Raw genomic sequence first — 20,360 nt, 5'->3', positions numbered from 1 at the left:
CATTTCACTGAAGAGATGGACCCACTCATTGGTCACACACTCGCTTCTCGCACTCATGTGTGAGGGCGGGATACGCCTCGGCGATGGCCGTGCAGATTCGCTGACGCAGTAGCGTGAGGGCTTCCGCGCGTCCGGAGTTCCGCCCGTGCCCGGGCAGGCCGTCGAGGAGCCGGTCGTAGTGGCTCAACCGGTGGAGGGGATAGTCGACCTTCCAGGGATCGAGCGAAGAGCGGTCGCCGGGGGTGCCGGGCGTATCGCCGGGAGGTCGGGCGAGCCTGTCACCGTGGCTGTCACGGCCGCCGTCACGGCCGCCGTCACGGTTCCATCCCGCTTCCTTCTCCTGGCGTGCCTTGTGCTCCATCGCTCGCAGTGCCAGCCTGCCCGGATCCAGTCGGGGCACCTCGATCGGCTCGCTCCTGATCCGCTCCAGGGTCTCCTCCCTCCGCCGCCGTACCGCGGCCCGTACCGCCTCCGACCTGCGCCCCGAAGAGTCCGCCGCCGCCCGGAACTCCGCGCTCCGCTCGGCTGCCTCGACCCGTTCCAGTCGGTACAGCCGAACCTGTGGCGCACCCCTGACCCGCGGATTCACACTGAGCCGGTCCGCCGCCCCGAGCAGCCGGTGCACCATCGCGCCGGTCCATCCCCGCATCCGCAGCCCGGCCAACGACACATACCGTCGGCCGTCCTCCTCGTAGCCGTCCATCGCGTTGCCTCCCCTGCAGCCCCGGCCCCGGGCGCGCCTCAGCGCAGCCCGAGAGCGCCTCGATCGTCACTCTCTGTGACGATGAATTCATTGAAGCGCACGCCACTGACAATCGGCCGAGGCCGCCGGCCGCAGTGCCACCGGCCCGCAGGTGTCGCCGGTCAGCAGGCGGGTTCAGCGGCGCACCGAGCCCAGTGCGGGACCGGTGAGAACCTTCGGTGGCTACGGTTGAGGTCCTGCACGCCGACGAGGAATGAGCCTGTACGGCTACGGAGAGCGAGGGGGCCTGGTGGACGCGGAGTTGACGGCACTGGCGACGGCGGGTGCGACGGCGCTGCTTCAGCAGATGGTGGGCGACGGGTGGGCCGGGCTCCGCGACCGGGTGGTCGCGCTCTTCGCGCGAGGGCGGGACGAGACAGACGTCCAGGAGGACTTGGAGGAGGTCCGCGCCGATCTGGTCGCCGCGCACGACGCCGGTGACTGAGGCCGTCGCCGATGCGCAGGCCGAATGGCGCAACCGGCTCCGGCGCACGCTCCGCGCGGACCCGGCGGCCGCCGCGGAACTCCGCGTGATGCTCGACGAGTTGGCGCCCGCGACCGATTAGGGTAAGGGGAGCGTCACCAACACCTCCAGCGGTGGCGTCCAGCACGGCACCTTCATCCAGGCCGGCAACATTGGGCGCCTGACGGTCGGCGAGCCGCCGCGATGATGGACGGCGGGGTGGAGTTCTCCACCTCGCCCCAGCGGCCCCAATAACCCTTCGAGAAGATCCGCCTCGCCCTGTTACGGTCTTCCACGTGGCGAAACTCAATCAGATCATCGCAGTCGAGAAGGGCGTCAAGGCCAAGTCCCAGCAGGACCTGACGGCTGTTCACCACGGGCTGCAGAAGCCGGCGTTGCTGGCCGGTATCGCGCGTACGTATCAGCCGAAGGACGAGGAGGGCGAGCAGTTGCCGCCCGAGTCGACCCGGGTGCAGGTGCGGGCCGAGGACGTGCTGCGCGAGACCGCGGCGATCCTCACGCGGCTGTTCGATGTGACCGCCACCAAGGACTGGGCCAACTGCACGGCGCGGGCCGATGTGAAGGTTGAGGGGCGGGTGCTCGTCGCCGATGTGCCCGTGGCCTACCTGCTCTTCCTGGAGAAGCAGCTCGGGGAGATCAACACGCTCATACGCAAGCTGCCCGTGCTCGACGCCTCCGAGGCGTGGTCGCAGGACCCCTCCACCGACGCCTGGAAGACCGAGGCCGTACGCACGGTGCGTACGAAGAAGGTGCCCCGTAACCATGTGAAGGCCGAGGCCACCGACAAGCACCCGGCCCAGGTCGAGGTGTACTACGAGGACATACCCGTCGGTTACTGGACCACCGTGAAGTTCTCCGGCGCCCTGCCCGCCCGGCGCGTGAACGAAATCCTCGACCGCGTCGAGAAGTTGCAGCAGGCCGTGAAGTTCGCGCGGGAGGAAGCGAACGGCGTGGACGTCGTCGACCAGCGGGTCGGTGACGCGGTGTTCGGCTACCTGTTCGGGTAGTCTCACAGACTCCCCGGCCGGCCTGTGTGCCGGACGGGGTGCGCGAGGAGCGCAAGCTGAAGCTGAGGCTTGTCGTGACGGAGCGGTCCGTACCCGCCGAAGAAACCAGGTCGGGCCGTGATCAATCTCAGACTATTGCTCCAGACTCAGTATTCGCCGCCGATCGTCGCAACGACCGGGCCCGGGCCCCGGGACGTCGAAGTGCTGGTTCAAGTCCAGCCCGCGCAGCTCGATGCGCGGTGGTCCAAAGGCAGGACGCGGCGACATGACGACTGACCTGGGTTCTCAACCGTGGCGACGTGCCGAATGGGCGGCATCTCAGGGCCCGGGGGCCGGCTACGCCCTCGGGCCCATCTCATTGCGCCCATCTCATTTCCGGCGCTTTCCGGTGCCTTCCGGCTGCTTCTTCCGGCGCTCCCCGAGCTGTTTCCGAGTTGCGTTCATAAAGAACGTGGCCTTTCCATGCATCGTCACATCGCGGTAATGCAGACGTTCCAATCCCGCCGGACATACGACCTACCGTGAAGGGCACCCGTACCCCCGGCCACCGTCGCCCGAGGACACACCCCGCCCTCGTCCGGACAGGAGCCCTGTGTCTCGCCCCGCCGCCCTCGCTCTTCCGCCCTGGCTCGCCCATGCTCTGCGTGCGCAAAGGGCGCCCGTGCCCTGGAACGCGATGATGCGCGGGGCCCTGGCCGGTGGGCCGTTGTTGCTCCTGGCCGTACTCGTCGGCCGGCCCTCCGTCGGGGTCGTCGCCGCGCTCGGGGCGATGCTCGCCGGGATCAACGACCGGCCCGGGAGCCGGCGCGTCTCCATCAAGCGGCTCGGGGTGCCCGCGCTGGCTGGCGCCCTGGGACTGCTCGTCGGGACGTACGCCGGACAGTACGCGCAGACCTACGCCGGACAGTACGTCGGAGCCGTCGCCCTCACCCTGCTGCTCACCTCGCTCGGGCTGCTCGCCGGCGGCATGAGCGCGGTCGGGCCGGTCGCCTCCGGGGCGGGTACACAGGTGCTCGTGGCCGCCGCGATCGGGGCCGGGATGCCGTTGCCGGAGCCGGGGTGGGAGCGGGCGCTCGCATATCTCGCCGGGGCCGGGTGGCTGCTCGTTCTGCGTCTCGTCCTGCCCACCCCCGCGGCGTTCACCGCCGGTGACTACCGGTTCGACGGGGAACGGGACGCCGTCGCCGCCGTGTACGACGCGATCGCCACGCTCCTCGACGCCGTCGGCAGCCCGCACGCGACCGCTCGGCGGGCCGCACTCACCGCCGCTCTCGACCACGCCCAGGACGCGCTCGCCGGGCCTCGGCTGCGCCGGTACGCCAGTTCGTCGGCCGAGCGGCAGCTGCACGCCCAGTACGCCGCCGCGCTGCCGCTGGCCGAGGCGGCGACCGCGCTGGCGTGGGCCGGGGACGCCGTCGTCGGCCGGGCCTCCGAAGGACCCCGGCGGCTGGCCGCCGCCGTGCGCGACAACACGGCCCCCGGGCCGCTGCCCGCGCCCTTCCTCCCCCACGCTCGACTTCGCTCGCGCGGGGGGACCCTCATCGCACCCGCGGTGCGCGCCCTCGACGATGCGCTGCTGTCCGCCGCCGAGTCCTTCGACCGGGGCGGCGACGCCCAGAACGAGCTGCACACCCGGCGCCGTACCGCCGGCTCGCTCGTCCGGCTCGCCCTCGGCGTCGGCGGACGCGAGTACGGGCTGCGGGTCGCCCTGTCCTTCGGTGCCAGCGCGGCCGTGGCGCAGGTACTGGACCACGAGCACTGGTACTGGCTCCCCGCGACCGCCGTGTTCCTGGTCAAGCCCGACCTCGGACCGCTCGTCTCCCGGGTGCTGTGCCGCGCCGCCGGGACCGTGCTGGGGGCCGTGGTCTTCGCCGGGCTCGCCGCCTTACTGCCCCGGCCGGAAGGGCTTGTCGCGCTCGTCGTGGTCAGCGGCGCCCTCATCCCCGTCGCCACCCGGCACTTCGCCGCCCAGACCGCCGTCGTCACCGTTCTCGTCCTCGCCCTCGTCATGGTCGGCGGCGAGCCCCAGGCCTCCTGGAGCCGCATCGGCGAGACGCTGCTGGCCTGCGCCATCGTCCTGATCGTCGGACACCTGCCGATACCCAAGGGGCAGCGCGGAGGGGGCGTACGCGCCCGGCTCACCGAAGCGGGGACGGCCGCGCACGCGTATCTGCTGCACATCCTGAACGAGGCCCACGAACCCGATGTGCCCGGCGACCGCGCGGCCCGCTGGACCCTGCGCCGCGAGGCCTACCGCACACTTGCCCAGGCCCGCACCACCATCGCCCTCTCCGGTGCCGAACTGCCCGCCCTGGCCCGGCACACCGAGGGCACCGACGAGGTCGCGGCCGTCCTCGAACGGCTGGTCGACACCACCACCGCCTGCGCCGTGGACCTCGACGACGCCGGCCGCCTCACCCCCCGGCACACCGAGCAGCTCACCACCCTCCTCGACGAACTCGCCCGACACCAGCGACAGGCCGGCATCAGCCTTCCGGAGGTACCGGGCGTACGGCTGAGCACCGACCTCACGGCCTGAGCGCCCGGTTCGCCACCCCGGCCGCATGACTCCGTCGTACGGTGGCAGGGTGACCTCACCCGCCGCTGATCTCGTCATCACCGGATGCACCGCCCTCGTCCACGACGAGCACGAGGGCATCGCCTTCGTCGAGGACGCCGCGATCGTCGTACGCGACGGGATGATCGAGAGCATCGGGCCGGCGGCGGAGACAGCCGTGGTCGCGACGGTGGAGCGCATCGACGCCCGTGGCCAGATCGCGATGCCGGGGCTGATCAACTGCCATACGCACTCGCCGATGGTCGCGCTGCGCGGAATCGCCGAGGACATGCCGGCCGAGGAGTGGTTCAACGACGTCATCTGGCCCGTCGAGTCCAACCTGACGGCGAAGGACGTGGAGTTGGGGGCGCGGCTCGCCTGCGCGGAGATGATCCGGGGCGGGGTGACGTGCTTCGCCGACCACTACTTCTCGATGGAGAAGGTCGCCGACGTCGTCGCCGAGTGCGGGATGCGCGCGCACCTGGGGGAGGCCTTCTTCTCCTCCCAGGGGGTCCAAGGCCGGGAGAAGTCCCTGGAGTTCGCGCTACGGCACCGGGGCGCGGCCGGCGGTCGCATCACCACCGCGCTCGCCCCGCACGCCCCCTACACCGTCGACGACGCCGACCTCGCCGCGACCGCCGAACTGGCCCGTGAACACGGGCTTCCGGTGCATCTGCACGCCTCGGAGTCCCGCGACCAGACCGACAACAGCCTGGCCCGGCACGGTGTGACGCCCATCGAGGTCCTGGAGCGCACCGGGCTGCTCGGCCTCGAAGCGGGCGTCCTCATCGCGCACGGCACCGGCATCGTCGACCGCGACCTGCCAGTACTGGAGCGCGCGACGGGGCCCGTGGCCGTGGCGACCGCGCCCCGCACCTACCTCAGGTTCGCCTGGCCCACCACCCCGGTGCGCGCCCTGCGTCGAATCGGCGTCCCCGTCGGGCTCGCCACGGACGGGGCCGCCTCGAACAACTCCCTCGACGTGTGGGAGTCCATGGCCCTCACCGCCCTCGTGCAGAAGTCCACCGAGGGCGACCCGCGGTGGCTGACCTCCCGCCAGGCCCTCCACCACGCCACCCTGCAGAGTGCGAGGGCCGTCGGACTGGGGGAGCGGGTGGGCAGCCTGGCCCCCGGCCGGCGCGCCGACATCGTCCTCGTCGACCTCACCGGTCCGCACACCCAGCCCGTGCACGACCTCGCCGCCACCCTCGTGCACAGCGCCCGCGCGGCCGACGTACGCACCACGATCGTCGACGGCCGCGTCCTCATGCGCGACCGCGAGCTCCTCACCGTCGACGTGCCGGCGACCGTGCGCGAGCTGGAGGAGCGGCTGGCGGCACTCACCGACCGTAGCCACGGGGGACGCATCCAGGACTACGACAAGCCACCGGAGTGACACGCCAGGACACACAGAGTCACCGGAACGTGTGGTTTTCGAGAGGTATCTCGCGGTCCGACGTTGACCACGTGTCAACTACGTCTCAGTACCGTCACTTCGCGAGCTGTTCACCGCATGATTGGCGTTTAACTCTATGAATCACGGGGTTATGAACGGCATGGCATGGAGGTGCATGGTGAACGGGCGAATGGTGCTGGGGCGGTTCCCCGCCGGTGGGCCGCGCGGCTCGTGGCCGGCGGAGGAGTTCGCGCACGCGGCCCGGCTGGAGGGTCAGCAGGCCGAGGTCGTGATGGACATCGCGACGGACATGTTCCTGGTCATCGTGCGCGGCGCCGACAGCGCGGCGGCCACCGCGGTCTGACCTCACCCCGCCTTCGGGGCGGGTACCTTCGCCGCGAACTGTTCCGCCTGGAGCGAGTACAGCTCCGCGTACACCCCGCCCGTGGCCAGCAACTCGTCCGGGGTGCCGGACTCCACGAGCCGGCCCTGGTCGAGGACGTGCACCAGGTCGGCGTGGCGGACCGACGCCAGCCGGTGCGTGATCAGAACGACCGTCTGGCCGGTCCCCGCCAGGGCGCGGATCTTCTCGAAGACCTCCAGCTCGGCGCGGGCGTCCAGGGCCGCGGTCGGCTCGTCCACGATGAGGATGCGGCCCTTCCGGTACGCGGCCCGTGCGATCCCCAGCCGCTGCCACTGGCCGCCCGACAGCTCGTGCCCGCCGCTGAAACCGCGGGCCAGCAGGGTGTCGAGGCCGCGCGGCAGGTCCTCGACCACGTCCTGCGCGCCGGCCTCGGCGACCGACGAGGCGAGGCGTTCCTCGGTCAGCGGCGCCGAGGGGCGGCCGATCGCCATGTTGACGCGGGCGGTGAACGGCCACCGCTTGAAGTCCTGCGCGACCATCGCGATGCGCTCGGCGAGCTGCTGCCGGTCGGCGCTCGCCACATCGACGCCGTCCCACATGATCTTGCCCTGGTCGGGTGTGTACAGCCCGGCGAGCAGCTTGACCAGGGTCGTCTTGCCCGAGCCGTTCTCGCCGACGAGGGCCACGATCTTGCCCAGCGGCACGGTCAGCGTCACATCGCTCAGCGCGGGCCGGGCGGCCTTCCCTGGATAGGTGAAGGTCACGTTCTCCACGCGGATCTCACGCGGGTCCTCGGGCAACGGGTCGCCGCCCACCGGGATCGCACGCTTGGCCGCCTCCACGTACAGGCGCTGCATGTCGCCCACGAACAGGGCCTCCTCGTGCAGGGAGTTCACCTCCAGGACGAGCGTGTCGAGGCTGGCGGAGCCGGTGCGGATGGCGATGACCGCTGTACCCGCCACGGACAGCGCCATGGCGCCGGCGAGCAGCAGACCGCCCAGCGTCGCGTACGTCGCCACGGTGGCCAGCCCGGTCCACACGGCCGCGAACAGCCCCGTACGGGCGGCCAGCCGGGCCAGCCGTGCCTGCTCGCCCTCCGCCGTCTCCGACATGGAGCGGAAGTGACGCAGCAGGAACGGGCCGACACCGTGCACCCGGATCTCCGGGGCCGCCTCCGGCTCGATGAGCAGGGAGCTGATCAGATATCCCGCGCGCGCGTGCTGCACCCAGGCGTGGAAGGACTCGTAGCGGCGGCGGGCGATCGTCAGGGCGCTCCAGGCGCTCGGCAGGGTCATCGTGACCAGGAGCGGGAGCAGCGCCGGGTGCAGCACGGTCAGCACGCCCGCCGCCGCGACCAGCGAGATCAGCGCGTTCACCACACGCGCCGCGTACGTGATCATGCGACGGGCCGACTGCGCGCCGTACTTCGCGGTGTCCAGCAGCTTGTGAAAACCGTCGTCCTCGATCGCGGACAGCTCCACGGCCGCCGCCCGCTCCAGATACAACTCGGTCGCCACCCGCTCCACCTTGGGCTCCAGCCGGCCCGTGGCGTACGTCGAAGCGGCCCGCAGCAGCGTGGCCACCAGCGTCACCGCGGCGATCGTGACCAGCGCGGGAACGGCGCCGCGTAACCGCTCCTCGACCGTGCCCTCCGTCATCAGCCGGGCCAGGATCGCGTTCACCGCGAGCAGCCCCACCGCCTGGGCGAGCCCGCGACCCGTCTCGGCGGCCAGCACGGTCCGGGCGGCCCGCCGGTCCGCCTGCCAGGCCAGCCTGAAACTCGACGCGAGCAGCGACGGCAGCCGCCGGATCATCGCGCGGAAGTTCAGCTCCAGGAACGCGTCGGAGTGCTGCGACCACCCCGTGTCGTACCGCAGCGGCCCTCCGAACAGCAGCAGCTCCGACTCCGACGTCTCCGGCTTCCCTCTGTCCCGCGCCTTCCCCACCCGCGCCCTCCCCCGAGTCGTCGCCTCCGCCACTATCGCGGGGAGGGCCGCCCCTTACCAGGGCGCGCGACGGCTCACACCGCCTTGTACACGGAGCACGACGGGCGCGCGGGGACACAAGAAAGCGCGCAACGGGCGCCTTTCAGGGGCGCGGGGCTGTATCGATTTGCGGCTCCGCCCCGTGGGCGCGACCAGCCCCCGCGGCCCGGCAGCCGCGGACAAGACCGCAGCCCCCACCCCATGAGGCGAGATCCAGGGGCGCAGCCCCTGGCACGAACCCCGCCCAACCGGCGGAGCCCTACGCGCTCAAGGGTCGAGACCACGCCGGCGTAGTCCCCGTAACCCGGCACAACGCGAGGTACAGCGGTATCGGCGGCGTATAAGGAATGGTGCCGTCCGGTCGAAGGATCAGCCCGGGAGCGGTCGAACCGTCGGAGACCAGCGCCCCCGTCGTGTAACGGGCCGGCTCGGGCCACTCCAGCGCGTAGTCGGAGTCGGCGGGCACGAGCCACCACCAGTGCGTCCGGTCGGCATAGACACAGCCCACGCGCGGCAGCCGGGGCAGGACCAGTGGTCCGATGCGGGCCGGGGCCGCGACCGCGTCGCAGCCCATGGGGGTGGTCATGCCCTCGGGCAGAGTGAGGGGGCGGACCGTCGCCGCTGCGAACCGCTGGGCACGGCGCAGACGGGTCAGGGTGTCGAGGCTCACCACGCGGGCCACTCTGCCCGCACCGGCCACCTCGGCGGGCCCGTTCGACACGCTCACACCCTCCCCCAGTCTCGACTTCGCTCGACCGGGGGGACCCCCAGGGCTCCCGTCCGACCTCGTTCGACCGGGGGGACCCCCAGGGCTCCCGTCCGACCTCGTTCAGGCGTCGGCCGGGGCAGATGTGCGGCCTCGGCCTCGGCCTCGTCGCCGCGGTCGTCCGTGGTCGGCTTCTTCGCGCCCCAGCCCAGGTCGGACCAGGCCGCCGTGTCCGGGGCCGCGCCGGGGGAGGCGCCGTTCAGGGCGGCCGTACGGGGCACATCCGCCCAGACCAGAAGCCCCAGCCCGGCCGGTTGTGCTCCCCAGGAGCGGCACATGGCCTCTATGAGGAGCAGTCCTCTCCCGTGCTCCTCCTCGGGGCGCTGCGGCGAGGGATGCGGCTCGCCCGGAGCGCAGCCCTCGTCCCGTACCGCTATGCGCACCAGGTCGTCACCGTCGTGCAGCTCGCAGACGATCTGGTTGCTCGCGGTGTGCACGATCGCGTTGGTCACCAGCTCGGAGACGACCAGGGCGGCCGTGTCGCAGGCGTCCTCGCAGACGGCCCAGCCGGTGAGCTGGGTACGCGTCACGCGACGGGCCTGTGCCACGGCACCGGGGTGCGCGGCCAGCTCGAACCGGAACCGGCGCTCGGCTGCTGTTTCGGGGCGCGCCCCGGCGGCCGGACCGGGACCGACACGGTCTCCGGCGGCGTCTGTTCCTAACGGCGCAGGGGGCGGAATCACGTTTGCCACTATCTCCTCGCCGTGAACACTTGGCAAGTGTCACTCTGAAAATTGCAGAGTGCGTAGGACTCTCTGAACGGTCATGGCACACTGCACGCAACAGCACGTGTAGCGGCGCCAGTTGGAAATCCCTCACACATCGTTCGTATGTACGCACAGTGGTCGTGCGTATACGCGGGACAGGTACAAACCGGGCGGGGACTTTCGAAGGGCGCCGCCGGGCTGTCGGGGCCGGATGTGCCGGGCTTCGTCGAAGTCGGGTGAGTGTTCAGGGTGACGTCAGGTCAGATGGAGGTGCGAGATGAGCGAACCGCGGTCCGCGCCGACGGTCGGCCAGGTCGTACTCGGCCGACGCCTGCTGGACCTGCGTGAGCGCGCGGGCATCAAACGCGAGGAGGCCGCGCGCATCCTGCATGTCGCCCCCGCCACGATCCGCCGCATGGAGACCGCCGAGGTCGCCCTCAAGATCCCCTATCTCCAGCTCCTGCTGCGGGCGTACGGCGTCGACGACGAGGAGGCCGAGACCTTCGTCCGGCTCGCCGAGGAGGCCAACAGACCCGGCTGGTGGCAGCGCTACCACGACATCCTGCCGGGCTGGTTCTCCATGTACGTCAGCCTGGAGGGCGCGGCCTCCCTGATCCGCAGCTACGAGCCGCACTTCGTCCCCGGCCTGCTGCAGTCCGAGGACTACGCGCGCCGCGTCATGTTCTCGGGCGCCATCGGCCAGAACAGCCCCGAGGACATCGAGCGCCACGTCGCCCTGCGCATGCAACGCCAGGAACTGCTCACCCGTGAGGACGCGCCCCGGCTGTGGTTCGTGATGGACGAGACCGCCCTGCGCCGCCCCGTCGGCGGACCGGTGGTCATGCGCGCCCAGCTCGACCGGCTGCTGGAGGTCGTGGAGCTGTCCCATGTGACGCTGCAGGTCACCACGTTCGACACAGGACCGCACCCCGGCACGTACGGGCCGTTCGTCCTGTTCCGATTCGCCGTGCCCGAACTTCCGGACATGGTCTACAGCGAGTACCTGACCGGCGCCGTCTATCTGGACGACCGCTCCGAGGTGGCGACCCACCTCGAGGTCATGGACCGCATGGCGGCACAGGCCGCCACGGCACAACGCACGAAGGAGATCCTCCGGGATCTCCGCAAGGAGCTCTGAAGACACCGAATGGATCGCATCAAGTCGCAGTCGCGCACGCACACGCAGTCGCACGGACACGCACAGGCACACGGACACGCACCCGTCTACAACGGCATGCCCGCCCGCGAGCTGGGTAGTGAGGGCTGGCACAAGCCCTGGAGCGGTGGCAACGGCGGCAACTGCCTGGAGGCCATGAAGCTCGCCGACGGCCGTATCGCCGTACGGCAGTCCACCGACCCCGACGGGCCGGCGCTGATCTACACGCCCGACGAGATGAACGCCTTCATCCAGGGAGCGAAGGAGGGGGCGGCGGACTTCCTGTTGTCCTGAGACCTGTTGCGCACCCCTGTTGTTCTCAATCTCCCCATGCTGGGCCTGAGTTGATCACTTACTGCTGCAGAACCCTATGGAGTTCGTCATGAACGGGCGTCCCCCCGTCGAGATCGACACGAGCAGACCCCATCCCGCGCGGATGTACGACTGGTACCTCGGCGGCAAGGACAACTACCCCGTCGACGAGGCGATGGGCAGGCAGATGCTGGCCCTCGACCCCCGGGTGCCGGTGATGGCGCGGGTCAATCGTGCCTTCATGCACCGGACCACGCGGTGGCTGGCCGAGAACGGGGTACGGCAGTTCCTCGACATCGGCACCGGCATACCCACCGAGCCGAACCTCCACCAGATCGCCCAGCGGGTCGCCGCCGACGCGGTCGTCGTCTACTCCGACAACGACCCCATCGTGCTGGCCCACGCGGCGGCCCTGCTGCGCGGTACGCCCGAAGGGCGGACCGAGTATCTGCAGGCCGACGTGCGCAGCCCGGACGCGGTCATCGAGGGCGCCAGGAAGGTGCTGGACTTCGGCCGGCCCGTGGCCCTCTCCCTGATTGCGCTGCTGCACTTCGTCTCCGACGAGGACGGCGCGCACGATCTGGTCCAGGGGCTGCTGTCCGAGCTGCCCTCCGGCAGCTACCTGGTCGTCAGCCACGCCACCGCCGACTTCACCCCGGAGGAGTCGAAGGCAGCGACGGAGAAGCTCAAGGCCGCTGGCGTCAACCTGGCCCTGCGCTCCCGTGACGAGTTCGCCCGCTTCTTCGACGGCCTGGATCTCGTCGAGCCCGGCGTCGAGGTACCCCACAAGTGGCATCCCGAGCTGGGCGAGCCCGTTCCCGGCCAGGACGACGGGGTCATCCCCGGGTACGGGGCGGTGGGGCGCAAGCCGTAACACAGGTCGCTCTTCGGTCTACAGGTACGACCAGATGCGGCGGGGTGCGTCGACGAAGCGGCTCACCGCCACCACCGGGAGCGGCGGCTTCGCGGTCGCCCGCTCCTCCTCCAGGTTCAGTCCGTAGTAGATCTGCTCGATCGACGGCGGCCCGACCGAGAGGTTGCGCCAGACCGCCGCTCCCGGCTCCGCCTGTCCGGTCCGTACGAGGTACGCCGCCGCCATCGTCCCCGTACGGCCGACGCCGGCGCCGCAGTGCACGAACACCGGCCCGGAGGCCTCGGCGACGGTGTCGAGCAGGCGCTGCACCTGCTCCGGCTTCGGGGTCTGCCCGTCACGGATCGGCAGTCGTAGGACGTCGAGGCCCGCCTTGCGGGGCTCGGCCAGCTGGGCCTCGGACAGGTCCTCGGCGCGCAGGTCGACGACCGTGGTGAAGCCGAGGTCGGCGAGCTCCTGGTAGCCGGCGGGGGAGGGTGCGGCCCCGCGCCACAGCTCGCCGGCGGTGCCGACGGGCTGGAAGTTGTGGATGCCCCGCATCGAGTGGGTCCCCGCGGGCGGCGGATTCTCCTCACGCGCCCAGTACGACAGGGCCAGGATGCCGAGCGTCCCGGTGGCCCACAGGGCGAGGTAGCCGAGCAGGACTCCGACGAGGACATGCGCGACGCGGCGACGGCGCGTGCCCGGGCGGCCGGACTGGGTGGGATTCGGATCTGGGCGTACGGGAGAAGGCGCGAGGGTGACAGACATGAACGACCCGGGGGGTTGGGGACGGGGGCGCGGGAAGGGCCCTGCGGGAGAGGGCCTGCTCGGTAGCGTAACCGGCCCTACCGGGCAATCTGTCCGATTGTGTGCTCAATCACGCCTTTCCTATCGCTTTGCTGGATCTGTCGGGTTCAGTACTCGTCCGCGTCGCCGATACCCACCACGGTGAGATGGGCGCGGTCCACGTCGGCGTCCTCCAGGCAGCCGCGCAGTCGCAGCCGGTCGTGGTCGGTCAGGGCGGGCCGGACGACCCCGGCGAACAGGCCGTCACCCAGGTCGCCGAGCGTGGTCCGGCGCAGGGGCACCGACGTGGAGTTCCGGCAGCGCTCCCACGCCTGGCTCGCGGCCATGGACTGCCGCTCGTTCGTCACGGGCACGCCACGCATGTCGACGCGGACCAGCACAGAGGTCGCCTCGGACCCGTTCGCTCCTTCCTTCCTCGTCTGGGTGAGATCGGCGAGCCCGACGACGAGCGAGGCCAGCAGGGCGGCGCCGACGACCCCCACGGTGATCAGCCGGGCCGTGTGCCTGCCGCCGCTGCCGCCGCCCAGCGGTCGTACGTCCTCGAGGTCGGTGTCCGGGGCCGTGTCGGGTGCGGCGAGGACGGACAGCCGACCCGCGAGACGACGCTCTGCCGTGGGTCGCGCGGCGACCGTCGCGATCCGCTGCACCAGCCAGGCGACACCGGCCAGCAGCACCCCGGTGACCATCAGTACGGGCACGAAGACGTACGTACGGCTCGCTGGGTCCTCCAGCCAGCGGAACCGCTCGTCCCGCTCCCGCACGGTCGGCTGCCGGAGCCGGGCGAGCACGTCCTGCTGCCGTCGGTCGCTCTCCCGTATCCGCTCCTCGATCCGCGCGAGCCGCCCCAGCAGCACGATCCCGAGCAGCAGCACCCCGACGATCAGGAGCAGTACCCCGCAGAGGATGGCCCGCTGCCACTGCCATCGGTAGAGGTAGACGACGAAGTAGACCGCCGCGCCGACCGCCGCGGCGCCCCCGAAGAGATAGGCGAGGCGTCTCATCGCGAGCCTTCCGGTCGTGTGCCGCGTGAGCCTTCCGCCCGTACGTCTCGTCCGTCGTGCGAGTCCCCCTCTGCTCGTCTGTCACGTGAGCCCTCCGCCTGTACGTCTTGCATGTCTTGTACGTCGCCGATGGTGCCGTCGACCGTCAGACGGGTGCCGGGTGGGAAGCGGTGTACCGCGTCGGTGGCGCCGACTACCGTGGGTACGCCGAACTCCCGTGCCAGGATGGCGAGATGGGACAACGGGCTGCCGGTCTGTGCGACCAGTCCCGCGAGGCGGGGCAGCAGCGGGGCGAGCGCCGGGTCGAGCGTGCGGACGACGAGTACGGCGTCCGGGGGCGGCGGTCCGTCGCCGCCCCACGCGGTGCCGATGGCCCGGCCGCCGGACACACCCCGGGCGCCGTCGCCGGATTCCTGGGCCGCGTGCTCGGCGACGACCACACCGCCGTCAGCGAGGCGGAACGCGTCTGGGAGTGGTGCGGAGGCGGCCAGAGGGAGCCGTTCTTCGAGGTCGGAGGGCAACGGCCCACCCTCCAGCGCGCTGACGAACTCCTTCCAGCGCAACAGGCCCGCCCGCCGTGCCTCGCCCAGCGCGCCCCGCACGGTCAGCCTGCGAGCCCCTTCGCGCACCAGCCGGACCTGCAGTTCCTGCACCCAGCGGATGCGCAGCCGCAGGGCCTCGCGCGGCGGGAGGGCGCAGACGGAGGAGCCTCGACGAGGGGAGGTGGGGAGGGTGGCTGTGTTCGTGGGGGCGGTCGCGTCCGTCGGGGCGCGTGCCGCGTCCGTCGGGTGGGTGAAGGGCCGTGGCAGTCGTATGCCGTCCCACAGGCTGGGGGCCGTCAGCGCGAGTACCACGGGTTCGGCGGCGATCAGCCGATGATCGGGCAGACCCTGGACACCCGTCTCCGTGAGCGTCGCGAGGGCGGTGCTCGCCGCCGTGACGCGGGGCTCCGGGAGGAGGGCGCCGGCCAGGGCCTCCTGGGCGTGGAGCGAGACGAGGGTGGCACGGGTCCAGCGGAGGGCCGGGACCAGCTCGGCGGTCGGCAGTTCGGCGGGCGGCGGGATCTCGGTGAGCCGCCGGTCGACGTCCGCCACCAGGTCCGTCGCCAGTCCCGGCAACGTCGAGGCCAGCCGCCCCACCCGCCAGGCCGCGCCGAGTCGCCGGGCGCCCGGCGCCGGGTTGAGCAGCGCGAGCCATCGGTGCCTCGGCGGGACGGCGCCGAGCAGCCGCAGGTCCGCCGCCGCCCGGCCGCCGACCGCAGTGACGACCGGCACCGTCCGCAACAGCCGCCGGGGCGCGGTACCGCCGATGTCCAGCGCCACCGCGAGCCCCCGGGCCATGGGCGCCAGCCACAGGTCCTCCTCCAGCGGCTCCAACTGACCCGGCAACGTCTCCGCCACCGGCCCCGGACCGAGCAACCGGGCCCCACGCGGCGGCCGGGCCGCCATCGCCGTGATCGGTCGGCTCTGGAACAGCCACAGCCGCCCGTCGTCGTCGAAGCCGAACTCGATGTCCTGGGGCCCGCCGAAAACCCGCGCCGCGCGACGCGCGAGACGGGCGAGACGACGCAGCTCGGAGGCTGTGAGGAGGGGATGGCCTGTGGGTGTGGGGCTTGACGGCTCAACTTCCGCCGATTCGGTCTCCGTCTCCGCCGTCTCCGTCCGCAGCAACCGCCCCCACCTGCTCAGCCAGTAGCTGGTCCCCGGCTGATCGCCGCTGACCAGTGTGTCGGGCCCGCCTCGCACCGCGCTGACCAGCAGCCGGTCGGTCCGGCCCGCCACAGGGTCCGCGCCGAACAGCACGCCGCCAGCCCGGGCCCTGAGCATCGGCTGGACGAGCACCGCCATGGGCGCGGTGAACCCGTCGGGCTGCCGCGCCGAGCCGGCCACGGTTCGTACCGCCGCCCGGAACTCCTCCCACCCCCGCACATCGAGCACGGAGTCGAACCGACCCGCCAGAGAGGAGTCCTGTGTGTCCTCGTGCGGCGAGGAGGACCGTACGACGAGGGGGTGCGTGCCATGGCTCGACAACTCCTCCCAGGCGCGCACCACGGAGGGCTCGTCGGCGCTCTCGCACGGGTCGCACGGGTCATGCGGGTCGTGCGAGCCCTGTGGGCCCCGTGGGCCCCGTGGGTTGTACGGGATCACGAAGCCGGGCAGTACCGGCAGTCCCGCGCGAGCCGCTCGCGCGAGATGGGCCGCCTTGGAACCGGCGAGCGGGGGGAGCGAGGCAGTCGGCTGGGCCAGGGATACGACGTGAGAGCCGAGTGTGCCGCCGCCCCGGAACGGCTCCCCGTCGCGGGCACCTTCTTCGTGTTCGCCGTGACGTTCGTCGAGCGTCGTCATCGCGCACCCTCCAGGACCGGCCGCCAACAGGGGGGACGCGCGGGAATGGGCCTACGCCTGACGACGGAACGAAGGATGGGGGCAGATCACCGCCAAGTTGTCGGTCCGCCTGGATGGCGGCGGTGAGGCACCTCCTCGGCCAATGATCCCACCCAGGTCGTTTTCCTGTCGAATGGGGTTTATGTCCCCGGCGCGGTCCTGTTCATGTTCATGCTCATGCTCATGGCCGAGCCGTCCCTTCGGCGGCCTCGGCGGCCTCGGCGGCCTCGGCGGCCTCGGCGGCCTTGGGTGGCAGCACCCCGCACAGTGCCTCCACGGCCGCGCCGTACGCGTGCTCCGGGGGCGTCGCGTACCCCACGACGAGCCCGTCCGGCGCCTCGGTGTCCGTCGCCTCCGGGTGCCGGAACGCGGCCAGCCCGTCGAGCGCGATGCCCTGCCAGGCCGCCGCCTTCACCGCGGACCGCTCCGTTCCGGGCGGCAGCCGCAGTACCGCGTGCAGCCCGGCCGCGATGCCGGTGACCTCGATGTGCGGCGCGTGCGCGGCGAGCGCGGAGACCAGCCGGTCGCGCCGCGCCCGGTACCGCTGCCGCATCCGCCGCACATGACGGTCGTACGACCCCGAGACGAGGAAGTCCGCGAGCGCCAACTGATCGAGGACGCTCACCCAGCCCTCCCGCTCACCCTTCACCTCCAGTACGGCGTCGACGTACCGCTCCGGAAGGACCATCCACCCCAGCCGAAGCGCCGGCGACAGGCTCTTGCTGACCGACCCGATGTGCACGACCCGCTCGGGATCCAGTCCCTGCAAGGCGCCGACGGGCTTGCGGTCGTAGCGGAACTCCCCGTCGTAGTCGTCCTCCAGAATCACCCCGCCACGCGCGCGTGCCCAGTCGACGACAGCGGCCCGCCGCGAGGGATGCAACGGCCCGCCGGTGGGGAACTGGTGCGCGGGCGTGAGCAGCACGGCGTTCTCGCGCCCCAGACCGTCCACGCGCGCGCCGTCCTCGTCCAACGGCAGCGGAACGGTCCGTACGGACGCGGCGCTCAGCAGCTCACGATGGAACGCCAGGCCGTACGACTCCACGGCCAGCGGCCCCCGCAGCACCCGGCCGTGGAAGAGGAGGCGCAGGGCGTGCGCGAAGCCGGAGCAGATCACGATCCGCGAGGGCTCGGTGCGCACTCCACGCGCGCGTGCCAGATACTCGGCGAGCGCCTCACGGAGTTCGCCCCGGCCCGCGGGGTCGCCCGGCCCGAAGGCCTCGTTGGGCGCCTGCGCCAATGCCCTGCGATACGACGTCGCCCAAGCCGCACGCGGGAACGACGACGAGTCCGGAGTGCCCTGCCGCAGGTCGTGCCGCGATCCACGCGCGCGTGGAGGCTCTTTTCGGGGTACGCGGGCGGAGCCGCCCAACGGTTCCGCCCGCTCGGCGACCCGGGTGCCTGACCCCTGCCGCGCGGTCAGCCACCCCTCCGCGACCAGCTCCGCGTACGCGTCGGCGACCGTGTTCCGGGCCACGCCGAGGTCCGCGGCCAGCGAGCGATACGGCGGCAGCCGTGTACCGGGAGCCAGTCGGCCGCTGCGCACCGCGTCCCGCAGCGCCCGGATGAGCGCGGCGCGACGCCCACCGGTACCGGACAGCTCGAGATGCAGATCGGCACCGATCCGCTCCGCCGAATTGACCCACGAATCCACCACAGAAATGCACCCTATGGCAGGTCTTTCCGCCCCATAGATTCATGGTCATGACGACGAACACGGCGAATGACACGACGGCGAATGACACGACGGCGAACGAGGCGACGGCGAACGAGGCGACAGCGAACGAAATGACCCGGCGGCTCGACTTCGCGAAGTCCGCGCCGAAGGTCTTCCGCGCCCTCATCGGCTTCGACGCGGCCGCCCGCGAGGGTCTCGACCCGGCACTGGTCGAACTGATCCAGATCCGCGCCTCCCACCTCAACCACTGCGCCTACTGCCTCCACATGCACACCAACGACGCCCGCAAGGCCGGCGAGAGCGAGGACCGACTCCACATGATCCCGGTGTGGCGCGAGGCCCGGCACTTCTTCACCCCACGCGAACAGGCGGCCCTCGCGCTCACCGAGGCCGTCACCCTCGTAGCCGACAACAGCGTCCCGGACGCCGTCTACGCCGAGGCCGCCACCCACTTCGACGACACCGAGCTCGCCCACGTCCTCGCCCTGATCCTCACGATCAACACCTGGAACCGCATAGCCCTGTCCACGGGCAAGCGCGCAGGCACCGACGACCGCTGAGCGGCCCTACGCCGTCATCGGCCGGTCGTACGGGCCGATCGGCGCCGGTAGGCGCTCCGCGCCGGTCAGTGCGCGGTCGACCGCGGCGGCCACCGCCCGTCCCTCGGCGATCGCCCAGACGATGAGGGACTGCCCGCGGGCGGCGTCCCCGGCGGCGTACACGCCGGGGACGTTGGTCGCGAAGTCCGGCCCCCGGGTGATCGTCCCGCGCGGATCGAGGGCCAGCCCCAGTTGGTCGATGAGCCCGTCGTGGCGGTCCGGCCCCGAGAAGCCGAGGGCGAGCAGGACCAGGTCGACGGGGAGTGTCCGCCCTGTGCCGGGCCGGGGCTGCCGCCGCTCGTCCACCTCGACCAGGTGCAATCCCCGCACATGTCCGTCAGCGTCCCCCGTGAAGCGGAGCGTGGACGCCGCGAACAACCGCGCGTCCGCGTCCGCCGCCGGCGCTGTCTCCAGGTCGCGCGCCTCCTCGTGCGCTGCCGAGAGCCGGTACACCTTCGGATACGTCGGCCATGGATCGACGTCCTCGTCGCGGTCCGCCATCGGCAGCGGATAGATGTCCAACTGCGTCACGGACGCGGCCCCTTCCCGTACCGCCGTCCCCAGACAGTCCGCCCCCGTGTCACCACCCCCGACGATCACGACATGCTTCCCGGCGGCCGACAGCGGCGAGGCGGCCAGATCCCCCTCACACACCCGGTCGGCCAGCGGCAGATACTCCATCGCCTGGTGGATGCCGTCCAACTCCCGCCCTGGCACGTCCAGTTCCCGCCAGGCCGTCGCCCCTGTCGCGATCACCACGGCGTCGTACCGGGACCGCAGCTCAGCCGCCCCGATGTCCTTGCCTATGGCGGTCGACGTACGGAACTTCGTGCCCTCCGCCCGCATCTGCTCCAACCGCCGGTCCAGATGCCGCTTCTCCATCTTGAACGCGGGTATCCCGTACCGCAGCAACCCCCCGATCCGGTCCGCCCGCTCGTACACCGCGACCGTGTGCCCGGCCCGGGTCAGCTGCTGTGCCGCCGCGAGCCCCGTGGGCCCGGAGCCGATCACGGCGACCGTCTTCCCGGTCAACCGGTCCGGCGGGCGCGGCGGCGTGAAACCGTCCTCCCAGGCCCGGTCCGCGATGGCCACCTCGACGTTCTTGATGGTCACCGCGGGCTGATTGATCGCCAGGACGCACCCGGCCTCGCAGGGGGCGGGACACAATCGCCCCGTGAACTCGGGGAAGTTGTTCGTGGCGTGCAACCGGTCGCTCGCCGCGCGCCAGTCCTCCCGCGACACGAGGTCGTTCCACTCGGGGATCAGATTCCCGAGCGGACACGCTTCATGGCAGAACGGGATCCCGCAGTCCATGCAACGGTCGGCCTGCCTGCTGATGATCGGCAACAGCGCCCCGGGAACGTGCACCTCGTTCCAGTCCCGCACCCGCTCCTCCACGGGCCGTCGGGGCCATTCCTCGCGTGGCGTGGTCAGAAAACCCTTGGGATCGGCCATTGCCGTCTCCCTCACGTATTGCGTACGCGTACGGCGTGGCCGTACACCGGCGGACTCGGATCGGGTCGGAATCGACATGAGACGTGAGGCCGTACGCCCTCGGGGGG

General features: G+C 71.5%; 19 protein-coding genes. 10 read left to right on the top strand and 9 right to left on the bottom strand.

What is annotated here, in order from left to right; translation table 11 throughout:
* Positions 1–25 precede the first annotated feature (25 nt).
* Positions 26–703, bottom strand: coding sequence for a hypothetical protein (locus CES90_RS01810; protein WP_229913687.1), 678 nt, complete (start codon positions 701–703; stop codon positions 26–28).
* 253 nt (positions 704–956) lie between these two features.
* On the opposite strand from CES90_RS01810, the gene CES90_RS51555 reads away from it, so the two are divergent.
* The 6 genes from CES90_RS51555 to CES90_RS01785 all read left to right on the top strand — a co-directional run bounded on the left by CES90_RS51555 (position 957) and on the right by CES90_RS01785 (position 6,550).
* On the top strand, positions 957–1,187 hold the full coding sequence (locus CES90_RS51555) for a hypothetical protein (protein ID WP_308437841.1): 231 nt from the start codon (positions 957–959) through the stop codon (positions 1,185–1,187).
* Positions 1,180–1,308, top strand: coding sequence for a hypothetical protein (locus tag CES90_RS51550; RefSeq protein WP_308437842.1), 129 nt, complete (start codon positions 1,180–1,182; stop codon positions 1,306–1,308). Before CES90_RS51555 ends, CES90_RS51550 begins: the two co-directional genes overlap by 8 nt.
* A 193-nt stretch (positions 1,309–1,501) precedes the next feature.
* A complete protein-coding gene (locus CES90_RS01800) occupies positions 1,502–2,233 on the top strand; it encodes a DUF7873 family protein (RefSeq protein ID WP_189781819.1) in 732 nt (243 codons plus the stop codon).
* A 592-nt stretch (positions 2,234–2,825) separates the two neighbouring features.
* A complete protein-coding gene (locus tag CES90_RS01795) occupies positions 2,826–4,772 on the top strand; it encodes an FUSC family protein (protein ID WP_189781820.1) in 1,947 nt (648 codons plus the stop codon).
* A gap of 25 nt (positions 4,773–4,797) precedes the next feature.
* Positions 4,798–6,186 carry an amidohydrolase gene (locus CES90_RS01790; RefSeq protein ID WP_189781821.1) on the top strand — a complete coding sequence of 463 codons (1,389 nt, stop codon included), beginning with the start codon at positions 4,798–4,800 and terminating at the stop codon, positions 6,184–6,186.
* A gap of 175 nt (positions 6,187–6,361) precedes the next feature.
* Positions 6,362–6,550 (top strand): hypothetical protein, encoded by a 189-nt coding sequence (locus CES90_RS01785; protein WP_189781822.1) that lies wholly within the window; start codon positions 6,362–6,364, stop codon positions 6,548–6,550.
* Between the two features lie 2 nt (positions 6,551–6,552).
* Here CES90_RS01785 and CES90_RS01780 read toward each other — a convergent pair whose 3' ends face one another.
* The 3 genes from CES90_RS01780 to CES90_RS01770 all read right to left on the bottom strand — a co-directional run bounded on the left by CES90_RS01780 (position 6,553) and on the right by CES90_RS01770 (position 9,984).
* Entirely contained in the window at positions 6,553–8,496 is a 1,944-nt protein-coding gene (locus CES90_RS01780; protein WP_189781823.1) for an ABC transporter ATP-binding protein, read from the bottom strand.
* 298 nt (positions 8,497–8,794) lie between these two features.
* Positions 8,795–9,208: a hypothetical protein gene (locus tag CES90_RS01775; RefSeq protein ID WP_189781897.1), complete on the bottom strand. Its 414-nt coding sequence runs from the start codon at positions 9,206–9,208 to the stop codon at positions 8,795–8,797.
* A 50-nt stretch (positions 9,209–9,258) separates the two neighbouring features.
* Positions 9,259–9,984, bottom strand: a complete 726-nt coding sequence (locus CES90_RS01770) for an ATP-binding protein (RefSeq protein ID WP_373313292.1) — start codon at positions 9,982–9,984, stop codon at positions 9,259–9,261.
* Positions 9,985–10,285: 301 nt separating this feature from the next.
* Here CES90_RS01770 and CES90_RS01765 point away from each other — a divergent pair, with 301 nt between their 5' ends.
* The 3 genes from CES90_RS01765 to CES90_RS01755 all read left to right on the top strand — a co-directional run bounded on the left by CES90_RS01765 (position 10,286) and on the right by CES90_RS01755 (position 12,350).
* Positions 10,286–11,146: a helix-turn-helix domain-containing protein gene (locus CES90_RS01765; RefSeq protein ID WP_189781825.1), complete on the top strand. Its 861-nt coding sequence runs from the start codon at positions 10,286–10,288 to the stop codon at positions 11,144–11,146.
* Between the two features lie 9 nt (positions 11,147–11,155).
* Positions 11,156–11,458, top strand: coding sequence for a DUF397 domain-containing protein (locus CES90_RS01760; protein WP_373313293.1), 303 nt, complete (start codon positions 11,156–11,158; stop codon positions 11,456–11,458).
* Positions 11,459–11,534: 76 nt separating this feature from the next.
* A complete protein-coding gene (locus CES90_RS01755; RefSeq protein ID WP_189781826.1) occupies positions 11,535–12,350 on the top strand; it encodes an SAM-dependent methyltransferase in 816 nt (271 codons plus the stop codon).
* 18 nt (positions 12,351–12,368) lie between these two features.
* On the opposite strand, the gene CES90_RS01750 is transcribed toward CES90_RS01755, so the two are convergent.
* The 4 genes from CES90_RS01750 to pdxR form a co-directional block, all read right to left on the bottom strand.
* On the bottom strand, positions 12,369–13,097 hold the full coding sequence (locus CES90_RS01750) for a protein-tyrosine phosphatase family protein (protein ID WP_189781827.1): 729 nt from the start codon (positions 13,095–13,097) through the stop codon (positions 12,369–12,371).
* Positions 13,098–13,243: 146 nt separating this feature from the next.
* On the bottom strand, positions 13,244–14,137 hold the full coding sequence (locus CES90_RS01745) for a hypothetical protein (protein WP_189781828.1): 894 nt from the start codon (positions 14,135–14,137) through the stop codon (positions 13,244–13,246).
* On the bottom strand, positions 14,134–16,482 hold the full coding sequence (locus CES90_RS01740) for a PEP/pyruvate-binding domain-containing protein (protein ID WP_189781829.1): 2,349 nt from the start codon (positions 16,480–16,482) through the stop codon (positions 14,134–14,136). The genes CES90_RS01745 and CES90_RS01740 overlap by 4 nt, the downstream gene beginning before the upstream one ends.
* 220 nt (positions 16,483–16,702) lie before the next feature.
* Positions 16,703–18,178: a MocR-like pyridoxine biosynthesis transcription factor PdxR gene (gene pdxR / locus CES90_RS01735; RefSeq protein WP_229913688.1), complete on the bottom strand. Its 1,476-nt coding sequence runs from the start codon at positions 18,176–18,178 to the stop codon at positions 16,703–16,705.
* 41 nt (positions 18,179–18,219) lie between these two features.
* On the opposite strand from pdxR, the gene CES90_RS01730 reads away from it, so the two are divergent.
* Positions 18,220–18,759, top strand: coding sequence for a carboxymuconolactone decarboxylase family protein (locus CES90_RS01730; protein ID WP_373313294.1), 540 nt, complete (start codon positions 18,220–18,222; stop codon positions 18,757–18,759).
* 6 nt (positions 18,760–18,765) lie between these two features.
* On the opposite strand, the gene CES90_RS01725 is transcribed toward CES90_RS01730, so the two are convergent.
* Positions 18,766–20,253 carry a glutamate synthase subunit beta gene (locus tag CES90_RS01725; RefSeq protein ID WP_189781831.1) on the bottom strand — a complete coding sequence of 496 codons (1,488 nt, stop codon included), beginning with the start codon at positions 20,251–20,253 and terminating at the stop codon, positions 18,766–18,768.
* Positions 20,254–20,360 lie beyond the last annotated feature (107 nt).

The organism is Streptomyces capitiformicae (genome assembly GCF_002214185.1).
Taxonomy (GTDB): domain Bacteria; phylum Actinomycetota; class Actinomycetes; order Streptomycetales; family Streptomycetaceae; genus Streptomyces; species Streptomyces capitiformicae.
This window is presented reverse-complemented; position numbering and strand designations above follow the sequence as displayed.

Bases quoted from the DNA above. Each gene is read 5' to 3' on its own strand.
- CES90_RS01810 (WP_229913687.1), bottom strand. From the start codon at position 703: ATGGACGGCTACGAGGAGGACGGCCGACGGTATGTGTCGTTGGCCGGG.
- CES90_RS51555 (WP_308437841.1), top strand. From the start codon at position 957: ATGAGCCTGTACGGCTACGGAGAGCGAGGGGGCCTGGTGGACGCGGAG.
- CES90_RS01790 (WP_189781821.1), top strand. From the start codon at position 4,798: ATGACTCCGTCGTACGGTGGCAGGGTGACCTCACCCGCCGCTGATCTC.
- CES90_RS01785 (WP_189781822.1), top strand. From the start codon at position 6,362: ATGGTGAACGGGCGAATGGTGCTGGGGCGGTTCCCCGCCGGTGGGCCG.
- CES90_RS01765 (WP_189781825.1), top strand. From the start codon at position 10,286: ATGAGCGAACCGCGGTCCGCGCCGACGGTCGGCCAGGTCGTACTCGGC.
- CES90_RS01760 (WP_373313293.1), top strand. From the start codon at position 11,156: ATGGATCGCATCAAGTCGCAGTCGCGCACGCACACGCAGTCGCACGGA.
- CES90_RS01755 (WP_189781826.1), top strand. From the start codon at position 11,535: ATGGAGTTCGTCATGAACGGGCGTCCCCCCGTCGAGATCGACACGAGC.
- CES90_RS01750 (WP_189781827.1), bottom strand. From the start codon at position 13,097: ATGTCTGTCACCCTCGCGCCTTCTCCCGTACGCCCAGATCCGAATCCC.
- CES90_RS01745 (WP_189781828.1), bottom strand. From the start codon at position 14,137: ATGAGACGCCTCGCCTATCTCTTCGGGGGCGCCGCGGCGGTCGGCGCG.
- CES90_RS01740 (WP_189781829.1), bottom strand. From the start codon at position 16,482: ATGACGACGCTCGACGAACGTCACGGCGAACACGAAGAAGGTGCCCGC.
- CES90_RS01730 (WP_373313294.1), top strand. From the start codon at position 18,220: ATGGTCATGACGACGAACACGGCGAATGACACGACGGCGAATGACACG.
- CES90_RS01725 (WP_189781831.1), bottom strand. From the start codon at position 20,253: ATGGCCGATCCCAAGGGTTTTCTGACCACGCCACGCGAGGAATGGCCC.